We start from the raw sequence: 25025 nt of genomic DNA, 5'->3' as shown, positions 1-25025 counted from the left end.
ATTATTCCATCATACCTAATTGTTAACAAACATGATCTTTTAGTTAGCATTTATCCTTCAATGACTTCCCTTTATCGGCATGAGAGAAGTTAGCCAGTCTCTACGGTTTGAGTTAGACTTCCGCTCATAAGTCCAGTTTATTTTGTGGAGCGGGCACGACCCCGGCAATATTGATGATTGTCTTTTCAGATATGCAACTTCTTCGTGGCGGTAAAGTTTTACTCGAAAACGCCACTTCAACAATTCACCCTGGCGACAAAGTCGGTCTTGTCGGTAAAAATGGTTGTGGTAAATCCACCCTGTTCGCTTTACTGAAAAATGAACTCAGCTTAGATGCAGGTAACTGCCAATTCCCGAATAACTGGGAAATGGCGTGGGTGGCTCAGGAAACCCCAGCGCTTGAGCGTGCTGCCATTGAATATGTGATTGATGGCGATCGTGAATACCGTGAGCTTGAACGTCAACTACAAGCAGCAGAAGCGGCAGACAACGGTACATTAGTGGCCGAGCTGCACGGCAAACTCGATGCTATCGGTGGTTACAGCATTAATGCCCGTGCTGCAGAATTGCTTGACGGTTTAGGCTTCTCACAACACCAAATGCATTGGAATCTTACCCAGTTCTCGGGTGGTTGGCGTATGCGCTTAAACTTGGCGCAAGCTTTATTATGCCGCTCTGATCTATTGCTACTCGATGAGCCAACCAACCACTTAGATTTAGATGCGGTAATGTGGCTAGAAAAATGGCTCCAAAGCTACCGTGGCACACTGGTGCTGATCTCTCATGACCGTGACTTCCTCGATCCTGTGGTTAACCGCATCATTCACATCGAAAACCAAACCATGCACAGTTACACAGGTAACTACTCATCGTTTGAAGTGCAGCGTTCAGAAAAACTGATCTTGCAACAAGCTATGTTCCAGAAACAGCAAAAGCAAATGGCTCACATGCAGTCATACATTGAGCGTTTCCGTTACAAAGCCAGTAAAGCACGCCAAGCACAAAGCCGTATTAAAGCCCTTGAACGTATGGAAAAAGTGCTACCAGCACAGTTTGATAACCCATTTAGCTTTGAGTTTCGTGAACCAAGCGCCCTGCCCAATCCTATTTTAATGATGGATCAAGTGGCGGCAGGTTATGACGATTTACTGATCTTAGAGAAAATTCGTCTAAACCTCGTACCAGGTAGCCGTATTGGTCTACTCGGTCGAAACGGTGCAGGTAAGTCGACGCTGATCAAAATGCTAGCTGGTGAACTGCCAGCAAAAGCTGGTGATATGGCGTACTCGCAAGGAGTGAAGATTGGTTACTTTGCTCAGCACCAATTAGAAACACTCTACCTTGATGATACTCCAGTACAACACATGGCACGTATTGCGCCACAAGCGACTGAGCAACAACTGCGAGATTACTTAGGTAGTTTTGGCTTTAACGGTGATAAAGCATTAGAGAAAGTCGGTCCGTTCTCTGGCGGTGAAAAAGCCCGTTTAGTGTTAGCGCTGATTGTATGGCAACGCCCTAACCTCTTGCTACTCGATGAGCCAACCAACCACCTTGATTTAGATATGCGCCAAGCATTAACCCTTGCGCTGCAATCTTATGAAGGTGCTATGGTTATCGTCAGTCACGACCGTTATCTACTGCGTGCGACAACGGATGATTTATATCTGGTTCACGATCGCCAAGTTGTACCCTTTGATGGTGATTTAAATGACTACCATAAGTGGCTAACTGAGCAACAGCGTAATGAGCGTCGTGATCAACAAGCAGCTAAGCCAGAAACCAATAAAGACAACAGCGCAGCCTCTCGTAAAGAGCAAAAACGTTTAGAAGCAGAGTTTCGTAAACAAACTGCGCCTATTCGTAAAGAGATCACTAAGCTTGAAAAGCAAATGGACAAGCTCAACAGCATTATTGCCGATGCAGAAACAGCATTAAGTGATAGCAGCATTTACGAAGCAGAAAACAAAGCCCGTATGAACGAGCAACTCAAACTGCAAGGCGATGCGAAATCCGATCTTGAAGAAGTGGAAGTCGCTTGGATGGAGCTGCAAGAGCAACTTGAAGAGATGGAAAGCGAATTTAACGCCGAATAAATCTCACCAAAACAATCAACGCCAACGATCTGCTCGTTGGCGTTTTTATTTCTAACGGATGAATACGACAGTTGAAATCACAATCACTACCAAATCATGGTGACACAAGCAGCGGTTAATCCCCCCATCACCTGATTAAACCTAACGGTTCGTTTGACTGACGTTAACCAACGGCGGATCACCACTCCCATGATTGCCCACAATGAAACACAGAAAAAGCTCACTACTACAAACACAGCCACAATCATCAATACTGATGACCAATATTGCTCTCCATTGACAGCAAAGGTACTGATCGCAGTAGCCGCCATCATCCACGCTTTAGGGTTTACGTATTGAAATAACGCCGCCGCAAGGATCCCCATCGGGTTCGTATCAGGTTGAAACTGCGTATCTGTTACAGCCACTGCCGTCGCTATTTTCCATGCCAGATATAGCAGATAGCTACAACCTATCACTTTCAACACATCGTGCATCATGGGGTAACGTTCAAATATCACCCCAAGCCCTGCGGCAATAACCGTTAGCAGACTCGCCATACCCAAACTAATTCCCAGTAAATGCGGCACACTTCGCCAATAGCCAAAGTTAGCCCCAGATGCCGTGACCATCATATTGTTTGGCCCTGGTGTTCCTGTCATCAGTACGGCAAATAAAATCAAAGAGAGAATAGTTGTTCCTTCCACGCTGTATCCTTTATCAACACGAGTTATACATGCTCCAGATCCCTCTCACACCAAATTGTATCGATACAATTATTTAAATTTAGCGACAACGATAAAAACATCTGGAAATACGGTTAATTTGTGCGCACAATTTAACCTAACAAGGGAAGTTATTAAGATCAAAGGATTTATTGTCACCATGACAATCTTAAACATGACGCTTTCAAGCGAGAATAAAACCCCACTTTATCGCCAAATCGCTGACAACATTGCCGCAGCGATTGAACAAGGTGAGATCGGTGTAGGAAGTAAATTACCCACTCATCGAGCCCTTGCAGAACAATTGCAAGTGACGGTTGGTACAGTAACACGAGCCTATGCTGAAGCTGAGCGACGTCATTTGGTTGAAGCAAGAATTGGCGCAGGGACTTATGTCTGTGATAGCCGCCAATCCAATAGTTGGGTTTATCAAATTGAAGAAGTTGCACCGAGCGAGTGTAACTTTGGCTATAACATTCCACCTCGGTTTGATCGCAGTGACATGCTTAGTCAAGCGATGACAAATATCAGTGCTAAACCTGCCGAGCTCAACGAGATGATGCTATATCAGCCCCCTGAAGGTATTGAGAAACACCGCAAGATCGTATGCCAGTGGCTTAACCAACAAGGTATTGCTGTCTCACCCGAGCTAATGTATTTCACCTCAGGCGCTCAACATGCCGCAGAGCTGTTACTCAGCACTTTCTGTCGCGCAGGCGATACGGTTTTAGTCGAGCATGTCTGTTATCCGGGCTTTCTAACTCTGGCTAAACAACATGGGATCACCGTTAAAGGTGTTGAAATGGATGAAAGCGGTGTTTGCCCTAGAGCACTCGCTTCTGCTTGTCAGTTGTACCAACCACGTTTAATTTACTTAACGCCCACCCAGCAAAATCCAACATCCATTACAATGCCACTCTCTCGCCGTGAAGCCGTCATTAGCGTTTGCAAACAGCATAACGTGTTAATTGCAGAAGATGACATCAATGGATTACTCCCACTGTCGTCACCACCGCCATTGATCAACCTTGCACCTGAGCAAGTGATCCACATTGGTGGCTTGTCGAAATGTTTAGCACCAGGGCTACGTTTGGGTTATATCCAAGCGCCAAAACAGTGGCACCCCCACTTAAGTGCAGCATTGTATAATCACAGCTTGATGATAAGTCCTCTGCTATCGGCAATTGCGTGTGAGTTAATTACTCAGGGGCACGCCGATCGAGTGCTCGACACCATACGTAATGAAATAGAGCAAAGACAAAATCTTGTTCAGCATTATCTTGGTGAGTTTGCTATTACTACCCAAAAATACAGCTTTCATGTTTGGCTTAAACTGCCCGACTATTGGCGACTAACAGATTTCATTACCGCAGCAGAACAACATAATGTCATCGTAAAATCTGCAGAGCACTTTACCCCACCAGGTGGTACGATTATGCCCGCTGTACGGCTTGCGATAAGCTCACCAGCAAGTCAACAAACACTGATATTTGGACTTGAAATCTTGGCTGATTTACTGCGACAGCCACCGATGACAAGTCCATTCCCGTTGTAATAGAAAGGATGATTATGTCTTCATTTACTCCCGCATTTGGGCTTCAAAACCCACATATTCAAACCCTATTACCACGGTTTGTTCGTCGAGCACCTTTATTTACCCCGATCACTCAACGCATCGCCACACCAGATGACGACTTTCTTGATCTCGCATGGACAGCGCAACCTGAGCCAAGCAACAGCACCGAGCCTTTAATGATTTTATTTCATGGTTTAGAAGGTAGTTTCCATAGTCCTTACGCCAATGGCTTATTACATGCAGCGAAACAGCAAGGTTGGTTAGCAGTAATGATGCATTTTCGTGGCTGTAGTGAAGCGTTAAATAAGCAACCTCGAGGCTACCATTCAGGTGAAATTGAAGATGCGCGCTTTTTCATTACTTGGTTACGACAGCAATTTCCCTATCGTCCTTTTGTCGCGGTAGGCGTATCCCTAGGTGGTAATGTGTTAGTTAACTACCTTGCTCACTATGGTAATAAGAGTGAGCTTGTAGCGGCTCAAGCCATCTCTCCGCCACTGAACTTAGCTTCTTGCTCTGAGCGTATTCAGCAAGGCTTTTCTAAAGTTTATCAGCAGTATTTACTAAGCTCGATGAAACGCACGATGGCAAAGCGTATCGACCATCACCCAGATAAGATGCCCTTATCACAGCAAGCGTTAGATGAGATCAAAACCGTCTGGCAGTTCGATAATCTTATTACCGCACCATTACACGGTTTTCTTAATGCCAATGATTACTATCAACGCTGTAGTGGGATCAACCAACTTGAGAAAATAACCACACCTCTTAGGATCATCCATGCCAAAGACGATCCTTTTATGACTGAAGCGGTGATCCCCAAGCAGACATTACCGAATAATATTGAGTATGACTTATTAGAAAAAGGTGGCCATGTCGGCTTTGTAGGAGGCACTCTCTTTAAACCGCAATTTTGGCTCGAACACACAGTGCCGCAGTGGTTTGCCAAGCAGTTAAAGACATCCCAAGTAAAGCAACCACTGCCGATAACACTTCATGAAGTGGCAACCTAATGATCTGCTAATAATATTTTTGATAATATACAGAACACTGATGTCACACTGTAAACGAGGCTTTGGATGATCATCCCTTGGCAAGATATTGCGCCTGAAACACTCACAAATCTCATCGAGCAATTTGTTCTTCGTGAAGGAACAGATTATGGTGAAACAGAGATGAGTTTAGAAAGTAAAGTGAACGTGGTTCTCAACCAATTAAAGTCCGGTGAAGCCGTTATTGTCTTTTCTGAATTACATGAATCTGTCGACATAAAATTACGCAACCAATTGCAATAGTTTTTCCTGATCTGAGTCGTGATCCGAGAGTTACGACTCAAAACTTGCCTTTGTTAGCAGTTTCACTTTTCAACCCCCACATCCTTGTTAACTTGTAGTAACATTATCGTAAATCAGGTGATCTCCTTATTCCCTGACATCTCATTATCTTCCGATAATTAACAACGACAAGGTTAGTCATGTCTGCAAAACATCCTATCATTGCAGTAACCGGTTCATCAGGAGCAGGAACCACCACTACTTCTGAAGCTTTCCGTAAAATGTTCAATATGATGAACATCAATGCTGCATGGCTAGAAGGTGATAGCTTTCACCGCTTTACCCGCCCAGAAATGGATGCGGAAATTCGTAAAGCCAAAGAGCAAGGTCGCCATATCAGTTACTTTGGTGCAGAAGCTAATGACTTCGGCCAATTAGAGCAATTTTTCAAGCAATATGGTGAAGATGGTACAGGCCGTTTTCGTCGTTATCTTCACACCTTTGATGAAGCCGTTCCCTATAACCAAATGCCCGGTACGTTTACGCCATGGCAAAAGCTGGCAGAAAATACCGATTTACTTTTCTATGAAGGTTTACATGGTGGCGTCGTTGATGGGGATATTAACGTCGCGCAACATGTTGATTTACTGATCGGCATGGTACCGATCGTTAACCTTGAGTGGATCCAGAAGATCGTCCGTGATACCCGCGATCGTGGCCATTCACGTGAAGCGGTAATGGAGTCTATCGTTCGCTCGATGGACGACTACTTAAATTACTTAACACCTCAGTTCTCACGCACTCATATTAACTTCCAACGTGTTCCTACGGTTGATACCTCAAACCCTGTCAGTGCGAAAGGTATTCCAAGCCTTGATGAAAGCTTTGTGGTGATCCGTTTTCGTGGCTTAAAAAATGTCGACTTCCCTTACCTACTTGCAATGATCCAAGGCTCATTTATGTCGCGTCATAACACCCTTGTTGTCCCTGGTGGGAAGATGAGTTTTGCGATGGAACTGATCATGAGACCGCTGATCGAGCAGCTCATCAATACAGGTAAAATTAGCTAACATTAAAACCAATAAAAAAGGTTGGCGTAATGCCAACCTTTCTCTAATCAAACAAATATTAACGGCTTAAGCGCTGATCACTTCATAAGAATGCGTAAGCTCTACCCCTTTACCCAGCATCAAACATACCGAACAATATTTCTCTAATGAATCGGCAACAACATTCGCCACCGCAGATTCATCTAAATCAAAACCAGACACCACAAAATGCAGATTTGCTTGTGTAAATAAGCGTGGAGCTTGATCTCGGCGCTGGGCTGAAATTTGCACTTCACAACCGACAATATTTTGCGCTTGTGCTTTCAATCCACTGACAACATCGACTGAACTACAGCCACCAGCAGCCATCAATACGAGCTCCATTGGACTTGGGGCTTTATCGCCACCGTTGCCATCCATTACCACACTATGACCTGAGTTTGATTGACCTAAGAAAGTCATATCTTCTACCCATTTGACTCGGGATTGCATCGCTTAATCCTTATTTAGATGCCCAAAGATAACGACTAGTCTTATTGATAAATCTAATAATGTAAATCGATTTTGGTATCCCGTCCTCTTCGTGCTACAGACTCATTTTTACTTGCAAAAGCTGACCTGTTATTCGTGGTCAAATACCACTAATAGCAACTATCTCACCACGTTGTGATCCTGTGCACAGTTATCCATATCAAATGAGCGATTCTACTAGATCAATATCAAGAAAAAGGCGTAGAAAAAGGATACACTCTAACTTATTCAAGTTAGCTTGCAGCCCAGCGGCTGAATGGATACCCTGTCAGCAGACAGTTTTTTTTCCAGCATGGTGCTCGAAGAGAAAATGAATGCTGTTGGGCAACAAATGCAGAGGAAGTTAGTAATATGGTTCCAGGTAAACCGCAAACAGATCCAACTTTAGAGTGGTTTCTTTCCCATTGTCATATTCACAAGTACCCATCAAAAAGTACGCTGATCCACGCAGGTGAGAAAGCGGAAACTTTGTACTACATTGTGAAGGGTTCTGTTGCTGTACTAATCAAGGATGAAGAAGGTAAGGAAATGATCCTTTCTTACCTAAACCAAGGTGACTTTATTGGTGAGCTTGGCTTATTCGAAGAAGATCAAGAGCGTACTGCTTGGGTTCGCGCTAAGACTCCTTGTGAAGTAGCAGAAATTTCGTTTAAAAAATTCCGTCAGTTAATCCAAGTTAACCCTGACATTCTAATGCGTCTATCTGCTCAAATGGCTAGTCGTCTACAAGTGACGAGCCAAAAAGTAGGTGATTTAGCATTCCTAGACGTTACTGGTCGTATCGCACAAACATTGCTAAACCTAGCTAAACAGCCAGATGCAATGACGCACCCAGACGGCATGCAGATCAAGATCACTCGTCAAGAAATCGGTCAAATCGTTGGCTGTTCTCGTGAGACAGTAGGTCGTATTCTGAAGATGCTTGAAGAGCAGAACCTTATCTCTGCTCACGGTAAGACTATCGTTGTTTACGGTACACGTTAATTTAACGCTGTCATCGTATGAAAAAAGCCGCACACTGTTGCGGCTTTTTTAATGTCTTTTTAACTTTTCAAACAAGCATGAACCTGTTTTTTATCAAGCTTTGCTTCGTTAATTCTGGCACTATGCATGCAGTAAAAAAAGTAGCTAACATACTTTTTCATCTCTTCTTTCGCAGAGGTAATTTCATCACCACGCCCCATTTGTTTAAGTGCTATCTGCTGACACATGCTGTTGTAACGACTCAAGGTTTGGTTACATTCCTCGGTAGAGCTAAACTGCAAGCAACGCTTCGACTTCGCTTTATCACAAACCAGTGCATCACCATTTTGAGTTAACCATGAACGAGTACTATTGAGCATAAATGCAGTTTCAAAAGTGTTTTTAAAAGATTGATTTAACTGCTCATTATTAGCTAGTGTAAACTCACGCTTAGCAACAACGCGATCTTTATAAAGCAATTCAAATACCCAAGAACCACTGACTAACTCATAAGGTTCTGAAAACTGCCAAAGCGCCAAGTTTTTATCGTGTTTATACATGGTATCGGACCATGTTGATACCGTCGTTGCTTGCTCCGTTGCAGGGTTGACCAATTTAGGATGCGTCATACGCGCTGTAATAGGAAATGCCGTTTTTCCTTTCAGCTCATCACTGGCACCATCAGGGATCTCTACTGCATAACGAAACCCGATATATTGCCCAAGTTTCGGGATCACTAATTTATTGCTCGCCTTTACTGTATAAACAGCCCCAATTTGGCTGATCACACCAGCTTCTGAAATCGTCACCTTGGGTATATTGTTATCCACTGAAGATAAAGAGCTACATCCAGTCAATAATGATAATAACAGCCCTATTATTGTGTTCTTTCTAAGAGTCATATTACTTCCACCTAACAAAAAAGCACTGAAGAAAGAAATACTTATTGATAACTTTCTAACTAAAATAAAACATTAGATAATAAAGCAATGTGACATTTTTAACGTGCCGATAAGATCACAAATTGGCAATTAGACGCAAAATAAAATACCCAAAAGGAATAGCAAGGGCAGCCATAAATATTTCATCAATCCCATTCAAACTTTGTGTCTTTTATGAGAACAATTAATTTGTATTGTCTAAATTAAGTGCTACATTCTGCGTATTAATGGACTTTCTTTTTCTCGCGGTAATGGAATATGGATATCGAACGTTTTGCCCCGAATAGCTATACCACAGTACCTGGCGCTATCGCTCCTCAACCTACAACGATTGAGATGACAGGCTTTAGTGACCGTCGCTGTTACTTAGAGCAGCAAACAGGTTTACGTCGCTGCCCTGTTGAAGACAGTGGTATTTGGGGATCCCCCCTCGATAATTAACAGATTCAAAAAAAGCAGCCAAATGGCTGCTTTTTTATTAATACGTCGTTGTGGTTAGGAGTTATAGGTACTTTCAAAGATCTTATCTGCTGAAGCCTCAACAAAACCGGTATAGATCTCCCCATCCGGTTGTAAGTAGCGTTTAGCAAACTCATAGAAGCCACCAGGTACCTGCATATCACCATCACTAAAGGTAACAGACACTTTATCTGCCATGGTCGCTGATTGCTCTAACATCACTTTAGGATTGCCTTTTACCGCCCCTCCAGCTTGGTTAATGGCGAAACCACTGCATTCGAGAAAATGATTCACTTCGGCAATTTCGACAAATTGTTCTAGCTGGTTAATATCAATGGTGAAGTGATTCGCTCCATAACCGTGAGCTGCCACCCAACCTGCATATTCACTTTCTGCATTAAGAAAATGATACACCTCACTACTCAGTTGCCATGGTTTACCTTGATACAAAAAAGCTGGATCAGCAAAGTAGCCATCATCAACTTGATCAACCAGTTTGCGAACTTCGGTTTGCAATTCTGTTGAGCACAAGCCCAATTGCAACTCACTAATGAAAACCTTAGGCGCATTCGGATCAGGATGCTCAAAATGCTCAGCGTAGAGCTTTTTCTCTTTAAAATGGTAGCGTCCTTTTGGCTTATAGCCTACCGCAATAAAAGGTGCAGCTAACCTTGCCAGGCCACACTTAGGTAAACCAAAGGTGCGTAACGCAATATGATCATTGATTAGTGGCTCATCTTCTGTGAGTAACTGCCTAACACTCGACGCAGAAGGACATAAACGCTGGGTATAATCTTTCCATAACTCAGTAAATAATTGTTCCATGCTAGACAATCCTTACAGTTAATGATGAAGCTATCTCAAACGAATACCCGGTGATAATTGCTCAGGTAACACTGTTGATTCACCTTCCATTGATGCCATTGGATAGGCACAATAATCCGCTGCATAGTAAGCACTTGGACGTAAATTACCTGACGCTCCCGGACCACCAAATGGCGCATCACCACTGGCTCCCGTTAACTGACGATTTCGATTAACAATACCTGCTCGAATATGATCGATAAAATATTGCCATTCATTATCATCGGTAGAAACTAATCCAGCGGATAAACCATAGCGGGTGTTATTCGCCAACGTGACAGCTTGCGCAAGATCTTGATAGCGGATCACCTGTAATAATGGACCAAAGTATTCTTCGTCAGGTAATTTTTCGATCTTAGTGACATCGATAATCGCAGGGGTTACCACCGCCCCTTGACAACGCTTGGCTTCAACCAATATTACCCCACCGAGCGACGCTAATTGCTGTTGCGTTTGCACAATATTATCGGCGGCTTGACGGGAGATCTGCGGCCCCATAAACGGCGCTGGCTCGGCAAATGGTCCATCGACGACAATCGCTTTTGTTGCTTCAACTAACGCTGCCAGCAATGCATCCCCTTTACTACCCAGAGGTAAGTATAGACGTCGAGCACAAGTACAACGTTGCCCTGCACTAATAAAGGCTGATTGCAAAATAGTGTAGACCGTTGCATCAAGATCGCCATAAGCTTTGGAAATGACCATCGGGTTATTACCACCCATTTCAAGGGCTAGCATCTTGCCTGGCTGACCTGCAAATTGACGATGCAATAAATGCCCAGTATTGGCACTACCCGTAAATAACAAACCATCTATTTGTGGTGAAGATGCTAAAGCTTCTCCTGTTGCACGCCCACCTTGCACTAGATTAATTACCCCATCAGGCAGCCCTGCTTGTTGCCACAGTTTCATCACCACTTCTGCCGTCTTTGGCGTTAATTCAGACGGTTTAAACACCACCGTATTACCTGCCAGCAGTGCAGGGACGATATGACCATTAGGTAGATGACCGGGGAAATTGTAAGGACCAAATACCGCCATTACCCCAAGCGGCCTGTGACGCACTACCGCTGTTGTGCCAGAAATATCTTTTTCTCGCTGCCCCGTTCGCTCATGATAAGCCCTTAACGAGATAGCCACTTTGCCGACCATTGCCGCCGCTTCAGTGCGGGTTTCCCATAGCGGCTTTCCAGTTTCTTCAGCAATGGTTACGGCGATAGTTTCACTATTAGCTTTTACGAGCTCTGCAAATTGTTCAACAACGGCTTGACGCTCTACCAAGGTCGCATTTCGCCATTGGAGTAATGCGTGACGTGCAGCATCAACAGCATCGGTAACTTGCTCATCCGTTGCGGCTTTACCTTGCCAAATGACTTCATCCGTAAACGGGTTAAGTGATGACATGGCTTCACCAGCACCTGCTATCCATTGACCTGCAATCCATTGGCTCATACTCGTCTCCTACACATCGATTAATACATTTGTTATTGCTCGATAAAACGAACAAAGTCACCGTCTGTTACTGCTAATGCATCTGCCACTTGTTGACTTAACACCACACGCTGCGCTTTATCATCAATATCTAGCGGTGCTGCCACAGCTCTAAAATCACTAAATGATGTATTAGCCACTAAGCATTGTTGCTCACTCTCATGCTCGCCTACTTCGACTTGATAACGCTTGGAATGACGCACTGTCTCAACATTACGGACATCACATTCCACTGTCGGACCTGCATCAAAAATATCGACATAGCCTCGGCATGAGAAACCTTCATTCTCCAATAAACGTAACGCAGGGCGCGTATTGTCATGCACTTTCCCTATCACAGCTTGCGCTTCTTCGCTGAGTAAGTTGACGTAGATAGGTAATTTAGGCATCAAATCGGCAATAAAACCTTTAGCACCAATGCCCGTTAAGTAATCGGCGTGAATGAAATCAATCGAGAAAAAGTTCTTTTTAAGCCAGTGCCAAAATGGTGAATTACCCTCTTCATCTGATACGCCACGCATTTCTGCAAACACTACATCAGAAAAACGATGACGGTGCTCAGCCATCATTAAGAAGCGAGCTTTTGACAACAAGCGACCATTTAGCCCTTCACGCCAAGGTGGACGTAAGAAAAGAGTACAGAGCTCAGTATCACCCGTATAGTGATTACCCAGCGTTAGAATTTGCACCGTGTTATGCACCCCTAAACGACGTGAAGCATGGACCACTGTACTTAAATGATAATTATAGAAAGGCGCATCTAAACCAATAGCAGCTTCTATAGCTGTTGTACCTGCGATCTCACCCGTTTCGGTATCTTCCGCCACCATGAGATAGCCTTCATCACCAGGACTAGTAACATCTTTGGCAAAGCTTTTTTCTGAATGTGAAATCCGATTACGGAGCATTTCTTCGTTAACAGGAAGTGAGGTAAAACCATGACCAGACTCTTCAGCGCACTGCATCAGCGCAGAATAATCACGAGCCATAATAGGACGAATAACTAGCATCAAATTCCCTCCTGATGTTATTCGTGATATCGACAACTCACGAGATGGATAACAATGTGTTCCTAAGAGGAAATGGCAGTCAATCCAATGACTGCCAGTAAAGAGAAACGGCAGACTTACTCTGCGTTGTAAAGCGTGGCAATAGCACGTTCTAAACGCACCATCCCTTCATCGATGTCTGCTTTTTCAATCACCAGTGATGGAGTAAAACGTACCACGTTGGTGCCTGCCACTAACATCATTAAGCCTTCTTTTCCGGCTTCAACAAGAATGTCACGAGCACGACCTTGCCACTCGTCAGTTAGAGAAGCGCCAAGTAATAACCCTTTACCACGGAGCTCAGCAAAGATTGGGTATTTAGCATTGATAGCTGTCAGCCCTTCACGGAACCACTGCTCGCGTTGTTTAACCCCAGCTAGCACTTCAGGTTTACTCACTTCGTCAATCACTGCTTCTGCAACGGCACATGCCAATGGATTACCACCATACGTCGAGCCATGAGTACCCACTTTCAAATGCGCAGCAAGCTCAGTTGTTGTCAGCATAGCACCGATAGGAAAGCCGCCACCGAGCGACTTAGCCGTGGTTAAGATATCAGGCGTAACACCTAAACCTTGGTAAGCGTAAAAATCCCCTGTACGGCCATTACCTGTTTGGACTTCATCAAAAATCAGCAGTGCTTGGTGTTTATCACACAACTCACGCACACCTTGGACAAACTCAACGCTTGGGCTGACTAAGCCACCTTCACCTTGCAATGGCTCCATCATCACCGCACAGGTTTTCTCCGACATGATCTCAGCTAAAGCGGATAAGTCGTTATAAGGAATATGGGTGACCGCTTGAGGTTTTGGGCCGAAACCATCGGAATAGGCTTCTTGTCCCCCAACGGTAACGGTGAAGAAAGTACGGCCATGAAAGCCTTGATGAAAAGCGATAATTTGATCTTTTTCAGCACCAAATTTATCGACTGCATAACGACGTGCAAGCTTAAGTGCTGCCTCGTTAGCTTCAGCACCTGAGTTGGCAAAGAAGACTTTTTCCGCAAAACATAAATCCGTTAATTTTTTTGCTAAACGCAACGCGGGTTCATTGGTTAATACATTACTTAAATGCCATAACTTATCGGCTTGCGCTTTTAATGCGTTCACCATGATTGGATGGCAATGACCCAAGCAGCTCACCGCAATTCCACCAGCAAAATCGACATACTCGCGATCATGTTGATCCCATACTCGTGCTCCACTGCCACGTACAGGGATCTCCGCCATTGGTGAATAACAAGGCACCATCACCTCATCAAATAAATTACGTTCTACTCTCTGCTCTGTAGTCATCACATTATCCTTCTGTGTATAACGCTATAATCATAGTATTTACATTTTATTAACCTTTGCCAATAGCAGAATATTTTTTTTGCTATCTGGCAACACTGATATTTTTAATAAAACTGACATAGTTATGCGCTATCTCGGCAAATTTATTAACTCACAGAGACAAAAAGGTGTATTTCCTATCAGGAAACAAAAAGGATAGAGAAATATGCTAGTGAATAGCTTTGCAATTTCAATTAGAGAGGGAAACGTGTCTAAAAATTGTAGAGATGTGGATGATATCGCGATTTTAAGACAGATATTTTAACTAAAATCGCGATTATCTACTGTGATTAGCGTTTAAGAAAGTTCGCTAATAAGGCATGACCTTGCTCAGTCAGAATGCTTTCAGGATGAAATTGCACCCCTTCTAACGGCAATGTTTTATGAGCAATCCCCATGATTTCATCAAACTCACCCTCACGCTCGGTCCATGCCGTAATATCAAAGCAATCAGGTAAGGTTTCTTTCTTCACCACTAATGAGTGATAGCGGGTTACCGTTAATGGATTATTAAGCCCTGCAAACACACTGGTATCATTATGTTTTATCGGTGATGTTTTACCATGCATCACCTGTCTTGCCCGTACCACATCACCGCCAAATGCTTGAGCAAGTGATTGATGCCCTAAACATACTCCCAAAATCGGTAGTTTTCCGGCAAAGTATTCTATCGCTTGAAGTGAAATACCCGCTTCATTTGGGGTACATGGTCCCGGTGAAATCACTAAATGGGTCGGTGCTAATGCCTCTATGCCCGCGAGATCAATCTCATCGTTACGTACCACTTTAACCTCGGCACCTAACTCACAAAAGTATTGGTAGAGGTTATAGGTAAATGAATCATAGTTATCGATAATTAACAGCATGCTATAACAGAGACCTTTGATATTCTGCGCTCTATTGTGCAATACATCACTAGAAACGCAAACCATAAAAAAAGCAGAGCCAATGCCCTGCTTAATTTATCTATCGTTACTCGTTAGTAAGGGCGAGCAACAAAACCTACCGCTTGGTACGCTTTCTTCAATACTTCTGCCGCACGTGCAGACGCTTTTTCAGCACCTTGCTTCATTACGCTATCAAGGTATGCACGATCGCTACGGATACGTTGGTATTCAGCTTGTACCGGCTCAAGCATGGCAACCAGTGCTTCACCCACGTCTTTCTTAAATGGACCGTACATTTCAACGCCAGCGTATTGCGCTTCGATTTCAGCGAAGGTTTTGCCTGTTGCTGCTGAGTACAGACCCATTAGGTTTGAAATACCCGCTTTGTTTTCGATATCAAATGCGATGCGAGGCGGTGTTTCTGCATCTGTTTGTGCCTTGTTGATCTTCTTAATGATCGATTTAGGCTCTTCCAGCAGAGTGATCACGTTCTTACGGTTATCATCAGATTTCGACATTTTCTTCGTCGCATCTTGAAGGCTCATGACACGTGCACCCACAGTTGGGATGTAAGGTTCTGGTACTTGGAAGATTGGGCTCTCTTCAGTACCATAAATGTTGTTAAAGCGTGTTGCGATATCACGCGCAAGCTCTAAGTGTTGCTTCTGATCGCTACCTACAGGTACTTGGTGTGCGCCGTACAATAGAATGTCAGCAGCCATCAGTACTGGGTAGTCAAATAGACCAACGTTAACATCGTTAGCATGACGTGCAGATTTGTCTTTAAACTGCGTCATACGGCTTAGCTCACCCATTTGAGTGTAACAGTTAAGTAGCCAGCCTAATTGGGCATGCTCTGGTACATGAGATTGTACGAACAAGGTGCTCTTTTGTGGATCTACACCGACAGCTAAACAGATCGCTAAGGCATCTAATGTTGCTTCATGCAGCGCTTTAGGATCTTGGCGAACCGTCACCGCGTGCAGATCAACCACACAGTATTGGCAATCGTAATCGTCCTGCATCTGTTCCCACTGACGCAGCGCACCTAGGTAGTTACCAATACTTAATTCACCAGAAGGCTGTACGCCACTTAATACAATGGGTTTACTCATGATCAGACAATCCTGTTAATTTCTTTATTCATAGAAAAGCGAGAGTCAGGCTCCCGCTTTTTATCTTGTTGCCAGTGTACACTGGAATGTACTAGTCGCCTAGTTTAACCACATCCGCTAATTGCTTGAAGTGATCACAGACCACATCCGGCTCGCTATCTGCGATAGGTTGACCATAGTTATAACCATAAGTCAGCCCAAGGGAATGACATGTTGCCGCTTTTGCAGCCAAGATATCATTTCGTGAATCACCGACCATCAGCATTTCATTTGCAGCAATGTTATGTTTTTCCATTAACCAATGCAGCGCATACGGATCAGGCTTTTTCAGTGGGAAGGTATCACCACCAATCACATCGACAAAATACTCGCTGATGCCATGCTCTTCAAGTAGATGAGGAACAAATTGCGAAGGCTTATTGGTCACAATCGCCATTGGCATTCCCGCTTGATGAAACGCTGCCAATGTGGTTTTCACATCCGCATACAACGCGCTTTTCACATGACCACCTAGCTCGTAATAGTGATCAAATAACTGGCGAGCTTGTTTATGTAATTCAGGATCCAAAGCAGGATCAATGTCCACACTGCGGCTTAGCGAGCGACCAATTAAGATATCAGCGCCATTGCCAATCCAAGTGGTAACTTGCTCAACCGTCACCCCTTCACGACCAAGGTGACGCATAGTTTTATCTGCCGCATCTGCTAAATCTGGCACACTATCTAGCAAGGTGCCATCTAAATCAAATGCGATAAACTTGATGTTATCAAAAGCCATTAACACTTAGCCTCAGCTAATTCTGCGCGCATTTTATCAATCGCGACTTTGTAATCTGGTTCATTGAAAATCGCAGAGCCTGCAACAAACATATCGGCACCCGCTTCTGCAATTTCACGAATATTATCGACTTTCACACCGCCATCAATTTCAAGACGAATATCACGACCTGATGCATCAATACGCTTACGCACTTCACGTAGCTTATCTAATGTAGATGGAATGAAAGATTGACCACCAAAGCCTGGGTTTACTGACATTAATAAAATCATATCGACTTTATCCATGATGTAATCAAGGTAATGCAGTGGTGTTGCAGGGTTAAATACCACCCCCGCTTTACAGCCGTGTTCTTTGATTAACTGTAAGGTACGATCAATGTGCTCAGAAGCTTCAACATGGAAGGTGATCATTGAAGCGCCCGCTTTCGCAAAATCCGGAATAATGCTATCGACAGGCTTCACCATTAAGTGCACATCAATCGGTGCAGTAATGCCGTAATCACGCAATGCCTTACAGATCGGCGCACCAAAGGTAAGGTTAGGTACATAGTGATTATCCATCACATCAAAGTGGATCACATCAGCGCCTGCTGCGAGTACCTTTTCAACGTCTTCACCTAAACGTGCAAAGTCAGCCGATAAGATAGATGGAGCAATCAAAAAATCCTTCATGTTCTTGCCTCTATTCGATACAAAAAACCGGATACTTGGTTAACCAAGCCCAATAAATTGCAACAATTCTACCCGAACCATGAAACCTTGTCCCAATGGATTTATTTATTACTTCAGTTGGTCAAAATGATGAGACAGCTCACTATACTTAAGCTATGGCTATTGAAGAGAAATATGGATGAAAAAACAGGAGCAAGAAAAGCAGACGCTATTCTCTGTGATATACAGTGTGCTTGCCGCTTTGTTTGGTGTTCAATCTGACAAGAACTGTTATCAAGACTTCAAACAGCCAACCGCATGGCCATTTATTATTACCGGAATAATAATTATTGTGCTGATGGTAGGCGCAATCATCGCCGTCGCTCAGTGGGCAACGGCGAATATCTGATCATTCTTCTTCTGAAGAAAATTTCGCTGTCACAACTGAAGGCGTAAACAGAGCCAGTAACTCATCGACTTTGTTGCGGCCACTGCCATTGCGACTAATCGTACGTTTCACTTTCACTACAGACAGATCTGCGCCTGTGTATAAACGACGAGTTAGCGCCGTATCGTGGTTAGAAATGAGCACTGCAATATCACGCTCTTGTGCTGCTTTTTCTGCGACATCCGCCAAGGTTGCTTGATCATCTAAGCTAAAACCATTACCCGCATATGACGTAAAATTCGCCGTTGTCGATAACGGTGCGTAAGGTGGATCACAATACACAACACAACCTTTACGAGCACGAGAGAACGTTGCGGTATAGCTTTCACAAACAAACGTGGCACGTTTAGCTTTTTCAGAAAAATAACGCATTTCTTCTTCTGGGAAATACGGTTTTTTATACGAGCCAAACGGCACATTAAAGCCGCCTTTTTTGTTATAACGGCATAAGCCATTAAAACCATGACGGTTCATGTATAAGAAGTACAACGAGCGCTGATACGGATCATCACTGGCATTAAATTCTTCACGAATTTTTAAATACGCTTCTTTGTTATTGTATTCTGGCGTGAACAGTTTACGCGCATCTTCAATATAGCGCTCTGGCTCATTTTTGAGGATGTTGTAAAGATTGATCAGATCAGGGTTGATATCAGCCAGTAAGTAATGGTCATAGTCAGTATTTAGAAATACTGAACCCGCCCCAACAAAAGGCTCAACCAATTTACGCGCAGGCGGTAGATGTCGTTTAATATCCTCAACGAGAGAGTATTTACCTCCAGCCCATTTTAGGAATGCACGATGCTTTTTCATTAAGCTAACCCACCACCACTAGCAATATTGTCACGAAAGGTCGCGGATTGTACCTCATTTCTACCCTCGACTGATACCAATTCACGTAAATAACTGCCCTCATGGACTTATTTTAAACGTTCTATTTCTTGCTGGATTTTTTTATACGGTTTTGGCCATGGACGTAGAGCTTTTAAATCATTCGGTAATGCTCGGATTGCGGCACGTGCCTGCTTTACCGTTTTATAATCGCCAGAAATCACAATAAACCATATTTTGCCATCACGACGTGTTTTGTAGATAGCCGCGGAAGATTGCACCTTATTCTTTTTCACAAAGGCTTTAGTTTCATTCCAACTCATCGATGCAGACAATTGGATCGCATAATGACGTGAATTCTTCGCAAGCAATGATGTGGTATTTGCCAGCTCGATTTGGGTCGATTTCACAGGCTCTACATTAGGCTTAGTCACCTTGGTCGTTGCAGGTACTGTAGTATCTGCAGCAGTAGACTCTGTTTTCACCACTTTTTTTACAGCGGCTTTATCAGGCTGTGGGCTTGCTTCTGCTGGCTTATTTTTTCCAGCCTCTGTCGTAACAGAATCATCAGTTTTTTCAGATGACGTAACATTATTAGATTCAACAGGTTCAGGTTCTTAGCTCTGTTTTTACTTCTAACTCAGGCTCAGCAGAAAACTCTTTTGCCGCACTTTCACCTGTGCCACCCACACTTTGCTCATCTATCATGGCATCAACTAACTTTGATGGTACTACCATTCGCTGCGCTTCAGACTCTTGGCGACCCACCGTTAGCCCTTCACCATGAATAGGCATCGGCAAAGGTTTATTATCAATCACCGGATCAGTATCGTCACTTTGAGAAGTGCTTTCCGTTACCTGTGGTGTCAATGGTGTTGGTGTAGGCGTCAGCAATGAGATCGTTGTAGCTTGTGATTGATAGTAATCAATGCCAAACCAACCGACTACAGTTACTAACAAGAGTACCACCAGCCCAACCAGTAACTTCATTGGTGATAAGCGTGGTGATGAATGCGGTGAAACCGTACTTTTATCCGACGATGGCAGTTGTTGTAAAGCACCAGGTCGCGGCTGCGATGACGACAAGCGCTCTTTTAGCTCACGGCGATCGAAAGCGCCTAATTGCTCATCACCTAGTAACATCTCACTAAATTGACTGACTTCCTCCGCACTTAGCTCACTGATCTCAAGTTCAAGTAAAGCCATCCCTGAAACTTGGGCAATATCATGCAGAGGTTTGGTGATCGTATCTGGCTCTGCAAACAATAACATATTAATTTGCCATCCAAATCGCTCTTCCGTACTTCTGACTAATGCCCAAAGTTCTATCAATAATTCAGGTGCAAGAAATTGTGCATCATCAACGATGATAACAAGGTTTGTTTGTTCAGGAAGTAAGTGCTTGGCACTTTGCAATAACGAGTCTTGCTCGTTAAACATCGGATTAGCATTAAATTGCTTAAGCAAATTTGAACGCTGTTGGATCAGTGTTTGCCCTTCACTACAGCTTAGTAATGCTTGCTCTGCATCTTGAGCGTATTGCTCTAAATAACGATGTGCTAGCCAGGTTTTGCCTGAGCCTTGTATACCGGAGAGTAAAATAAGGTGTGAACTAAATCGGGTAATAAACTGTACCCGTGAAAGCAACTGGATCTGGCTATCCAGATCCATGTTTTTTGCTGCTAACGAACTACGCATGATTAATCACAACTTAGCGATTAATCACATCCTGCAATACCTCATGCGTCACATTAGACACGACTTCAGCACTGCCAATAGATGTCGGTAGAACTAATCGTAGCTGGCCTGATAATACTTTTTTATCACGCATCATATGCTTAATAAATTCATCAAAGCCCATTGCTTCAGGTGCAACGACAGGAAGCTTTGCTCGCTCATGCAGACGAATAATACGTGCTACATCGTCATCACTGATCAAGCCTTGTTTTGCTGCCGTTCTTGCTGCGAGAACTGTACCTGCCGACACCGCTTCACCGTGCAGCCAGTTTCCGTAGCCCATCTCAGCTTCAATCGCATGACCAAATGTATGACCTAGATTAAGTAAAGCGCGTACACCTGATTCTTTTTCGTCAGCTGCAACAACATCGGCCTTAATTTGGCAACAACGCGCAATGGCATAACACAAGGCATCGTTATCTAACGCTTGTAGGCGTTCAATGTTTTCTTCAAGCCAAACGAAAAAGTCGTGATCTGCAATAATGCCGTACTTGATCACTTCAGCCATGCCCGCTGCAAACTCACGTTCAGGCAACGTACGTAAACAATGGTTATCAATAACCACCGCTTTTGGCTGATAGAAAGCGCCTATCATGTTCTTACCCAATGGGTGATTCACTGCAGTTTTACCACCGACAGATGAGTCCACTTGAGAAAGTAACGTAGTAGGTACTTGAATAAAATCTACGCCACGTTGGTAACTTGCCGCAGCAAAGCCGACAACATCACCAATAACACCACCGCCTAATGCGACGATCACCACATCACGGCCATAATTACCATCAAGTAAAAATGTCATGATTTGATTAAAGGTATCTAACGTTTTGTATTGTTCACCATCAGGGAGAGAAAGTAGCGCCACTTGGCACTCTAATGAACTGATGGTATCCATTACCTGCTGTGCATACAGCGGAGCAACGGTTTCGTTACTGACCACTACGACCCGCTTTCCAGCAGGAATTGCAGATGCAAACAACGCCGAGTTGCAAAACAACTCGGCGCCGATTGAAATAGGGTAGCTTCTGTCACCTAAATTGACATTGATCCGTTCCATGGTCAGCTTCTCTCTTTAGTTGATTAACGCTCTTCCAGCATTTTGATGATTTGGTTAGCTACTACTTTCGCACTTTGATCATCAGTGCGAACAACGTAGTCTGCTACTTCTTCATACAATGGATTGCGCTCTTCTGCAAGTGCTTCCAGCACTTCGCGAGGCGTATCTGTTTGAAGTAGAGGACGCTTTTTATCGCGTTGAGTTCGAGCAAGTTGCTTCTCGATAGTCGTCTCTAGGTAAACGACGATACCACGAGCAGAAAGGCGATTACGGTTCTCTTTACTCTTAACAGAACCACCACCCGTTGCCAGAACAATACCTTGCTCTTGAGTTAGATCATCAATTACTGCTTCTTCGCGAACACGGAAACCGTCTTCACCTTCAACATCAAAAACCCAACTAATATCAGCACCTGTACGCTCTTCGATCACGGTATCTGAGTCAAAGAATTCCATATGCAGCTGCTGTGCAAGGTGTCTACCAATAGTGCTTTTGCCGGCACCCATTGGGCCGACTAAGAAAATATTTCGTTTTTCAGCCATTTTTAGCAATTTTACGCGCGGTTAATAAAACGACACCACCCGCAGGCTCTATGTATTGATAAGCCCGAGGCGCCAAGTTCCTCACATATAATTCGTGATAAGACAGAAAATTATCTCAGGTCTAACTGCCACATTGCAAGTGATAGTCACCCCCAATAGGTATTTTATTATGCCTGTCCTACCCAAAGAGGCCGCCATAATGGCTCAGCAATGGTCTAAGGTCAATCGTAATCACTTTGTTGATCTTCTTATCACTGAGCAAGACTATGACAAAACAACCAATATATCGCCCCATAAAAACAACGGATGGAACTATTTTCATAATTTTCCATCCGTCGCTTTAACAGTGTAGCCAAATTTTTATTGTTTGTTTCTCAGTACTAAAGACTACTGAAGAACAATTTTTGGTGTCACAAAGATCAGTAGTTCACGTTTACCCATTTGCTCCATCTTATGGCGGAACAGCGCGCCAAGCACAGGGATATCACCCAATACTGGTACTTTACGCGTTACATTGGTCATACTGTGTTGATAAATACCACCCAGCACAACAGTTTCACCATTATTGACTAGCACCTGAGTACCAATACGTTGAGTATCAATCGACACCGCCGTACCTTCACCGGTTGGGACATCTTCACCCTTGTTGTCTTGCGTTACTTCAAGATCTAACACTAACTTATCATCAGGCGTGATTTGAGGTGTCACCATCAAACTTAACACCGCCTTTTTAAATGAGACTGACGTTGCACCGCTTGATGAGGCTTCTAAGTAAGGGATTTCTGTACCCTGCTCGATATAAGCGGTTTTCTTATTCGTTGTCATCAAGCGTGGGCTTGAGATGATCTCGGCTTTATTTTCGGTTTGCAGTGCTGATAATTCTAAATCCAATAAGATATTACCCAACTTCGCCACCTGGAAAGCGATCGATGCCGCGCCTGCACTTGCTCCTAAATTAACGTTAAGGAAATCATCAACAGTTGCATCTTCACCTAGCAGACCAGAGCTTGCCAAGTTACCTTCAATTGAGCCACCGATAGTAGTATCACCATTGACTTTCGATACCCCCCAACGCACACCTAACTCATCAATATCACCTTCATTGATTGTCACAATACGCGCTTCAATTTGCACCTGTTTAACCGGGATATCTAATGACTCTACAATGTTTTTGATACTCGATATGTTATCTGAAATATCTTTAATAATAAGTGAGTTAGTACGCTCATCAACATGCAGAGAACCACGCTCAGACAACATACCTACGCCACTGGCTTTACCGCCTAATAACTCTGCAATATCAGTCGCTTTTGCGTAGTTCACTTGAATAAGCTCTGAGCGCAGATTTGAAAGCTCTTGCTGCTTACGCTTTGCTTCCATTACCTGATGCTCACTGGCTGTTAGCTCAGATTTAGGTGCAACCAGTAACACTGAGCCTCGTACACGTTTATCTAAATCTTTTGACTGTAGAATAATATCTAGCACTTGTGGCCATGGCACATCATCTAAACGCAACGTCACGTTACCGCTAACAGAATCAGAGACAACCAAGTTAAAGTCGTTGTAGTCAGCAATTAGCTGTAGCACATTACGTACTGGGATATCTTGGAAGTTAATGGAAATCGGCTTGCCTTTGTAATTGATTTTGGCATTCGATCCCGTCCCTGATACTGCTTTCTTCACAGCACGCTTTTCAATGATCACTTCTAAACGCTTACCGCGTAAGTTGTAATCATAATCGTAGCTCCCCTTCATATTGAACATAAGGCGTGCGCCTTTTGATACACGCATGGTTTCAATACTTTCAACAACGGTAGCGAAATCGACAACATCAAGGGTATAAACCATGTCATCTTTCAGCACAGTATCAAAGATATCTAACTGTAACTTATTGCCATTACGACGCAAATCCACTAACGATTGTGGCTTTTCCAGACGCACAGTTAGGACACCACGTCCTTTACCATCACGACGAAAATCAATTGCTTGAATTTGGTTATCTATCATCCCTGCCGCAGGCACAGCAGCCACACTAGGAAACGCCAATAATCCAACGCACAACAACCAAAGTGTTGCTAGATACTGGCGGCTTAACATCCACACATTCCCTTTCATAACTTATCCTTGATTACTGCTGAACTAGCGCCAGTTTCGTCGGGCGTTTAAGCCAACAACCTTTGCCATCTGGTAGCGTTTCTTCGATTTCAATTTCTTTATCACTAACGGTAACAACCTTGCCACGATTAAGACCAATATATTGTCCAGGCTTAATCTTCATTAATTCTCCTTCAGGCGTAAAAACCAGCCCCCAAAGTTGCTTGTTATTGCCGATAGCACCTTTCATCGATAATTTTTCTAAGGCGAATTCTTCTAGCTTACCTAATGGACGATCAAGCTGCGGCTGCCAACAAGCACCTGTTTCTTCTTTGGCAAGTAACTGCTCAGGAATAGGCTTAACAAACGGCACTCGTTTACTCGTCATCACGAACGTTTCGGCTTTAAACACAAATGAATCAGGTAACGGTTTTACCCGAGCCTTCGCTTCACTGTGTGTGGTAGCAATGAATTGCTCAACTGAATCATTATTGGCTTTACAGCCCACCAGACCAATAACAATAGGTAATAACCACAATAGTTTTTTCATTG

26 protein-coding genes are annotated in these 25025 nt (G+C 43.7%); 8 read left to right on the top strand and 18 right to left on the bottom strand.

All coding sequences use genetic code 11. The features are described 5' to 3' along the window. The first annotated feature begins 173 nt into the window (after positions 1–173). Positions 174–2096, top strand: a complete 1923-nt coding sequence (locus Q7657_RS09935) for an ABC transporter ATP-binding protein (RefSeq protein WP_053987515.1) — start codon at positions 174–176, stop codon at positions 2094–2096. 86 nt (positions 2097–2182) lie between these two features. Here the strand turns inward: Q7657_RS09935 and Q7657_RS09930 are convergent, their stop codons facing one another. Next, a complete protein-coding gene (locus Q7657_RS09930; RefSeq protein ID WP_107166664.1) occupies positions 2183–2782 on the bottom strand; it encodes a LysE family translocator in 600 nt (199 codons plus the stop codon). A gap of 178 nt (positions 2783–2960) precedes the next feature. Here Q7657_RS09930 and Q7657_RS09925 point away from each other — a divergent pair, with 178 nt between their 5' ends. The 4 genes from Q7657_RS09925 to Q7657_RS09910 all read left to right on the top strand — a co-directional run bounded on the left by Q7657_RS09925 (position 2961) and on the right by Q7657_RS09910 (position 6720). Beyond that, entirely contained in the window at positions 2961–4355 is a 1395-nt protein-coding gene (locus Q7657_RS09925) for an aminotransferase-like domain-containing protein (RefSeq protein WP_107166665.1), read from the top strand. Positions 4356–4369: 14 nt separating this feature from the next. After that, a complete protein-coding gene (locus tag Q7657_RS09920; RefSeq protein ID WP_107166666.1) occupies positions 4370–5389 on the top strand; it encodes a hydrolase in 1020 nt (339 codons plus the stop codon). A gap of 66 nt (positions 5390–5455) precedes the next feature. Next, positions 5456–5671: a YheU family protein gene (locus Q7657_RS09915; RefSeq protein ID WP_008988103.1), complete on the top strand. Its 216-nt coding sequence runs from the start codon at positions 5456–5458 to the stop codon at positions 5669–5671. 179 nt (positions 5672–5850) lie between these two features. Further along, complete coding sequence (locus tag Q7657_RS09910; protein WP_053987512.1) at positions 5851–6720, top strand: phosphoribulokinase; 870 nt, start codon at positions 5851–5853, stop codon at positions 6718–6720. Positions 6721–6786: 66 nt separating this feature from the next. On the opposite strand, the gene Q7657_RS09905 is transcribed toward Q7657_RS09910, so the two are convergent. Further along, entirely contained in the window at positions 6787–7191 is a 405-nt protein-coding gene (locus Q7657_RS09905; RefSeq protein ID WP_107166667.1) for an OsmC family protein, read from the bottom strand. 390 nt (positions 7192–7581) lie between these two features. On the opposite strand from Q7657_RS09905, the gene crp reads away from it, so the two are divergent. Further along, the gene (gene crp / locus Q7657_RS09900) at positions 7582–8214 is read left to right on the top strand and encodes a cAMP-activated global transcriptional regulator CRP (RefSeq protein WP_008988106.1); all 633 of its coding nucleotides are present in this window, start codon (positions 7582–7584) and stop codon (positions 8212–8214) included. A gap of 59 nt (positions 8215–8273) precedes the next feature. On the opposite strand, the gene Q7657_RS09895 is transcribed toward crp, so the two are convergent. Next, on the bottom strand, positions 8274–9095 hold the full coding sequence (locus Q7657_RS09895; RefSeq protein ID WP_107166668.1) for a DUF3859 domain-containing protein: 822 nt from the start codon (positions 9093–9095) through the stop codon (positions 8274–8276). Between the two features lie 297 nt (positions 9096–9392). Between Q7657_RS09895 and Q7657_RS09890 the strand changes: the two genes are divergently transcribed. Further along, entirely contained in the window at positions 9393–9575 is a 183-nt protein-coding gene (locus Q7657_RS09890; RefSeq protein WP_008988108.1) for a hypothetical protein, read from the top strand. A gap of 54 nt (positions 9576–9629) precedes the next feature. On the opposite strand, the gene Q7657_RS09885 is transcribed toward Q7657_RS09890, so the two are convergent. The 8 genes from Q7657_RS09885 to rpe form a co-directional block, all read right to left on the bottom strand. Continuing rightward, complete coding sequence (locus Q7657_RS09885) at positions 9630–10418, bottom strand: DUF1338 domain-containing protein (protein WP_107166669.1); 789 nt, start codon at positions 10416–10418, stop codon at positions 9630–9632. A 30-nt stretch (positions 10419–10448) separates the two neighbouring features. Beyond that, entirely contained in the window at positions 10449–11909 is a 1461-nt protein-coding gene (gene astD, locus Q7657_RS09880; protein WP_107166670.1) for a succinylglutamate-semialdehyde dehydrogenase, read from the bottom strand. Between the two features lie 32 nt (positions 11910–11941). Continuing rightward, a complete protein-coding gene (gene astA / locus Q7657_RS09875; protein ID WP_107166671.1) occupies positions 11942–12958 on the bottom strand; it encodes an arginine N-succinyltransferase in 1017 nt (338 codons plus the stop codon). A 116-nt stretch (positions 12959–13074) separates the two neighbouring features. Beyond that, a complete protein-coding gene (locus Q7657_RS09870) occupies positions 13075–14295 on the bottom strand; it encodes an aspartate aminotransferase family protein (RefSeq protein WP_053987506.1) in 1221 nt (406 codons plus the stop codon). Positions 14296–14624: 329 nt separating this feature from the next. Beyond that, the gene (locus Q7657_RS09865; protein WP_053987505.1) at positions 14625–15200 is read right to left on the bottom strand and encodes an aminodeoxychorismate/anthranilate synthase component II; all 576 of its coding nucleotides are present in this window, start codon (positions 15198–15200) and stop codon (positions 14625–14627) included. Positions 15201–15313: 113 nt separating this feature from the next. Beyond that, positions 15314–16336, bottom strand: a complete 1023-nt coding sequence (gene trpS, locus Q7657_RS09860) for a tryptophan--tRNA ligase (RefSeq protein ID WP_107166672.1) — start codon at positions 16334–16336, stop codon at positions 15314–15316. 91 nt (positions 16337–16427) lie between these two features. Beyond that, entirely contained in the window at positions 16428–17114 is a 687-nt protein-coding gene (locus Q7657_RS09855; RefSeq protein WP_107166673.1) for a phosphoglycolate phosphatase, read from the bottom strand. Next, a complete protein-coding gene (rpe, locus tag Q7657_RS09850; RefSeq protein ID WP_008988116.1) occupies positions 17114–17788 on the bottom strand; it encodes a ribulose-phosphate 3-epimerase in 675 nt (224 codons plus the stop codon). The genes Q7657_RS09855 and rpe overlap by 1 nt, the downstream gene beginning before the upstream one ends. 178 nt (positions 17789–17966) lie before the next feature. Between rpe and Q7657_RS09845 the strand changes: the two genes are divergently transcribed. Next, a complete protein-coding gene (locus Q7657_RS09845; RefSeq protein ID WP_107166674.1) occupies positions 17967–18176 on the top strand; it encodes a DUF2970 domain-containing protein in 210 nt (69 codons plus the stop codon). Here Q7657_RS09845 and dam read toward each other — a convergent pair whose 3' ends face one another. The 7 genes from dam to Q7657_RS09810 form a co-directional block, all read right to left on the bottom strand. Then, positions 18177–19028 carry an adenine-specific DNA-methyltransferase gene (gene dam / locus Q7657_RS09840; RefSeq protein ID WP_107166675.1) on the bottom strand — a complete coding sequence of 284 codons (852 nt, stop codon included), beginning with the start codon at positions 19026–19028 and terminating at the stop codon, positions 18177–18179. It lies immediately after the preceding gene. A 107-nt stretch (positions 19029–19135) separates the two neighbouring features. Then, positions 19136–19531, bottom strand: a complete 396-nt coding sequence (locus Q7657_RS09835) for an SPOR domain-containing protein (protein ID WP_498827387.1) — start codon at positions 19529–19531, stop codon at positions 19136–19138. Between the two features lie 124 nt (positions 19532–19655). After that, positions 19656–20744 carry an ATP-binding protein gene (locus Q7657_RS09830; RefSeq protein ID WP_498827386.1) on the bottom strand — a complete coding sequence of 363 codons (1089 nt, stop codon included), beginning with the start codon at positions 20742–20744 and terminating at the stop codon, positions 19656–19658. Positions 20745–20757: 13 nt separating this feature from the next. Then, positions 20758–21837, bottom strand: a complete 1080-nt coding sequence (gene aroB / locus Q7657_RS09825) for a 3-dehydroquinate synthase (RefSeq protein ID WP_107166677.1) — start codon at positions 21835–21837, stop codon at positions 20758–20760. A 23-nt stretch (positions 21838–21860) separates the two neighbouring features. Then, positions 21861–22379, bottom strand: a complete 519-nt coding sequence (gene aroK / locus Q7657_RS09820) for a shikimate kinase AroK (protein ID WP_008988121.1) — start codon at positions 22377–22379, stop codon at positions 21861–21863. A gap of 387 nt (positions 22380–22766) precedes the next feature. Beyond that, the gene (locus tag Q7657_RS09815; RefSeq protein WP_107166779.1) at positions 22767–24476 is read right to left on the bottom strand and encodes a type IV pilus secretin PilQ; all 1710 of its coding nucleotides are present in this window, start codon (positions 24474–24476) and stop codon (positions 22767–22769) included. Positions 24477–24507: 31 nt separating this feature from the next. Next, positions 24508–25023, bottom strand: coding sequence for a pilus assembly protein PilP (locus Q7657_RS09810; RefSeq protein WP_053987497.1), 516 nt, complete (start codon positions 25021–25023; stop codon positions 24508–24510). Between the last annotated feature and the right edge of the window lie 2 nt (positions 25024–25025).

The organism is Candidatus Photobacterium acropomis, assembly GCF_030685555.1.
Lineage (GTDB): Bacteria > Pseudomonadota > Gammaproteobacteria > Enterobacterales > Vibrionaceae > Photobacterium > Photobacterium lucens.
Note: the sequence above shows the minus strand (reverse complement) of the source record. Positions and strands in the feature narration are given on the sequence as shown.

What these genes read in the sequence shown, in the direction of transcription:
- astD (WP_107166670.1), bottom strand. Translation starts at nt 11,909, where the DNA reads ATGAGCCAATGGATTGCAGGTCAATGGATAGCAGGTGCTGGTGAAGCC.
- Q7657_RS09935 (WP_053987515.1), top strand. Translation starts at nt 174, where the DNA reads ATGATTGTCTTTTCAGATATGCAACTTCTTCGTGGCGGTAAAGTTTTA.
- Q7657_RS09905 (WP_107166667.1), bottom strand. Translation starts at nt 7,191, where the DNA reads ATGCAATCCCGAGTCAAATGGGTAGAAGATATGACTTTCTTAGGTCAA.
- astA (WP_107166671.1), bottom strand. Translation starts at nt 12,958, where the DNA reads ATGCTAGTTATTCGTCCTATTATGGCTCGTGATTATTCTGCGCTGATG.
- dam (WP_107166675.1), bottom strand. Translation starts at nt 19,028, where the DNA reads ATGAAAAAGCATCGTGCATTCCTAAAATGGGCTGGAGGTAAATACTCT.
- Q7657_RS09845 (WP_107166674.1), top strand. Translation starts at nt 17,967, where the DNA reads ATGAAAAAACAGGAGCAAGAAAAGCAGACGCTATTCTCTGTGATATAC.
- crp (WP_008988106.1), top strand. Translation starts at nt 7,582, where the DNA reads ATGGTTCCAGGTAAACCGCAAACAGATCCAACTTTAGAGTGGTTTCTT.
- Q7657_RS09885 (WP_107166669.1), bottom strand. Translation starts at nt 10,418, where the DNA reads ATGGAACAATTATTTACTGAGTTATGGAAAGATTATACCCAGCGTTTA.
- aroK (WP_008988121.1), bottom strand. Translation starts at nt 22,379, where the DNA reads ATGGCTGAAAAACGAAATATTTTCTTAGTCGGCCCAATGGGTGCCGGC.
- aroB (WP_107166677.1), bottom strand. Translation starts at nt 21,837, where the DNA reads ATGGAACGGATCAATGTCAATTTAGGTGACAGAAGCTACCCTATTTCA.
- Q7657_RS09890 (WP_008988108.1), top strand. Translation starts at nt 9,393, where the DNA reads ATGGATATCGAACGTTTTGCCCCGAATAGCTATACCACAGTACCTGGC.
- Q7657_RS09925 (WP_107166665.1), top strand. Translation starts at nt 2,961, where the DNA reads ATGACAATCTTAAACATGACGCTTTCAAGCGAGAATAAAACCCCACTT.
- Q7657_RS09865 (WP_053987505.1), bottom strand. Translation starts at nt 15,200, where the DNA reads ATGCTGTTAATTATCGATAACTATGATTCATTTACCTATAACCTCTAC.
- Q7657_RS09895 (WP_107166668.1), bottom strand. Translation starts at nt 9,095, where the DNA reads ATGACTCTTAGAAAGAACACAATAATAGGGCTGTTATTATCATTATTG.
- Q7657_RS09910 (WP_053987512.1), top strand. Translation starts at nt 5,851, where the DNA reads ATGTCTGCAAAACATCCTATCATTGCAGTAACCGGTTCATCAGGAGCA.
- Q7657_RS09815 (WP_107166779.1), bottom strand. Translation starts at nt 24,476, where the DNA reads ATGTTAAGCCGCCAGTATCTAGCAACACTTTGGTTGTTGTGCGTTGGA.
- Q7657_RS09920 (WP_107166666.1), top strand. Translation starts at nt 4,370, where the DNA reads ATGTCTTCATTTACTCCCGCATTTGGGCTTCAAAACCCACATATTCAA.
- Q7657_RS09870 (WP_053987506.1), bottom strand. Translation starts at nt 14,295, where the DNA reads ATGACTACAGAGCAGAGAGTAGAACGTAATTTATTTGATGAGGTGATG.
- Q7657_RS09855 (WP_107166673.1), bottom strand. Translation starts at nt 17,114, where the DNA reads ATGGCTTTTGATAACATCAAGTTTATCGCATTTGATTTAGATGGCACC.
- Q7657_RS09915 (WP_008988103.1), top strand. Translation starts at nt 5,456, where the DNA reads ATGATCATCCCTTGGCAAGATATTGCGCCTGAAACACTCACAAATCTC.
- Q7657_RS09810 (WP_053987497.1), bottom strand. Translation starts at nt 25,023, where the DNA reads ATGAAAAAACTATTGTGGTTATTACCTATTGTTATTGGTCTGGTGGGC.
- trpS (WP_107166672.1), bottom strand. Translation starts at nt 16,336, where the DNA reads ATGAGTAAACCCATTGTATTAAGTGGCGTACAGCCTTCTGGTGAATTA.
- Q7657_RS09830 (WP_498827386.1), bottom strand. Translation starts at nt 20,744, where the DNA reads ATGCGTAGTTCGTTAGCAGCAAAAAACATGGATCTGGATAGCCAGATC.
- rpe (WP_008988116.1), bottom strand. Translation starts at nt 17,788, where the DNA reads ATGAAGGATTTTTTGATTGCTCCATCTATCTTATCGGCTGACTTTGCA.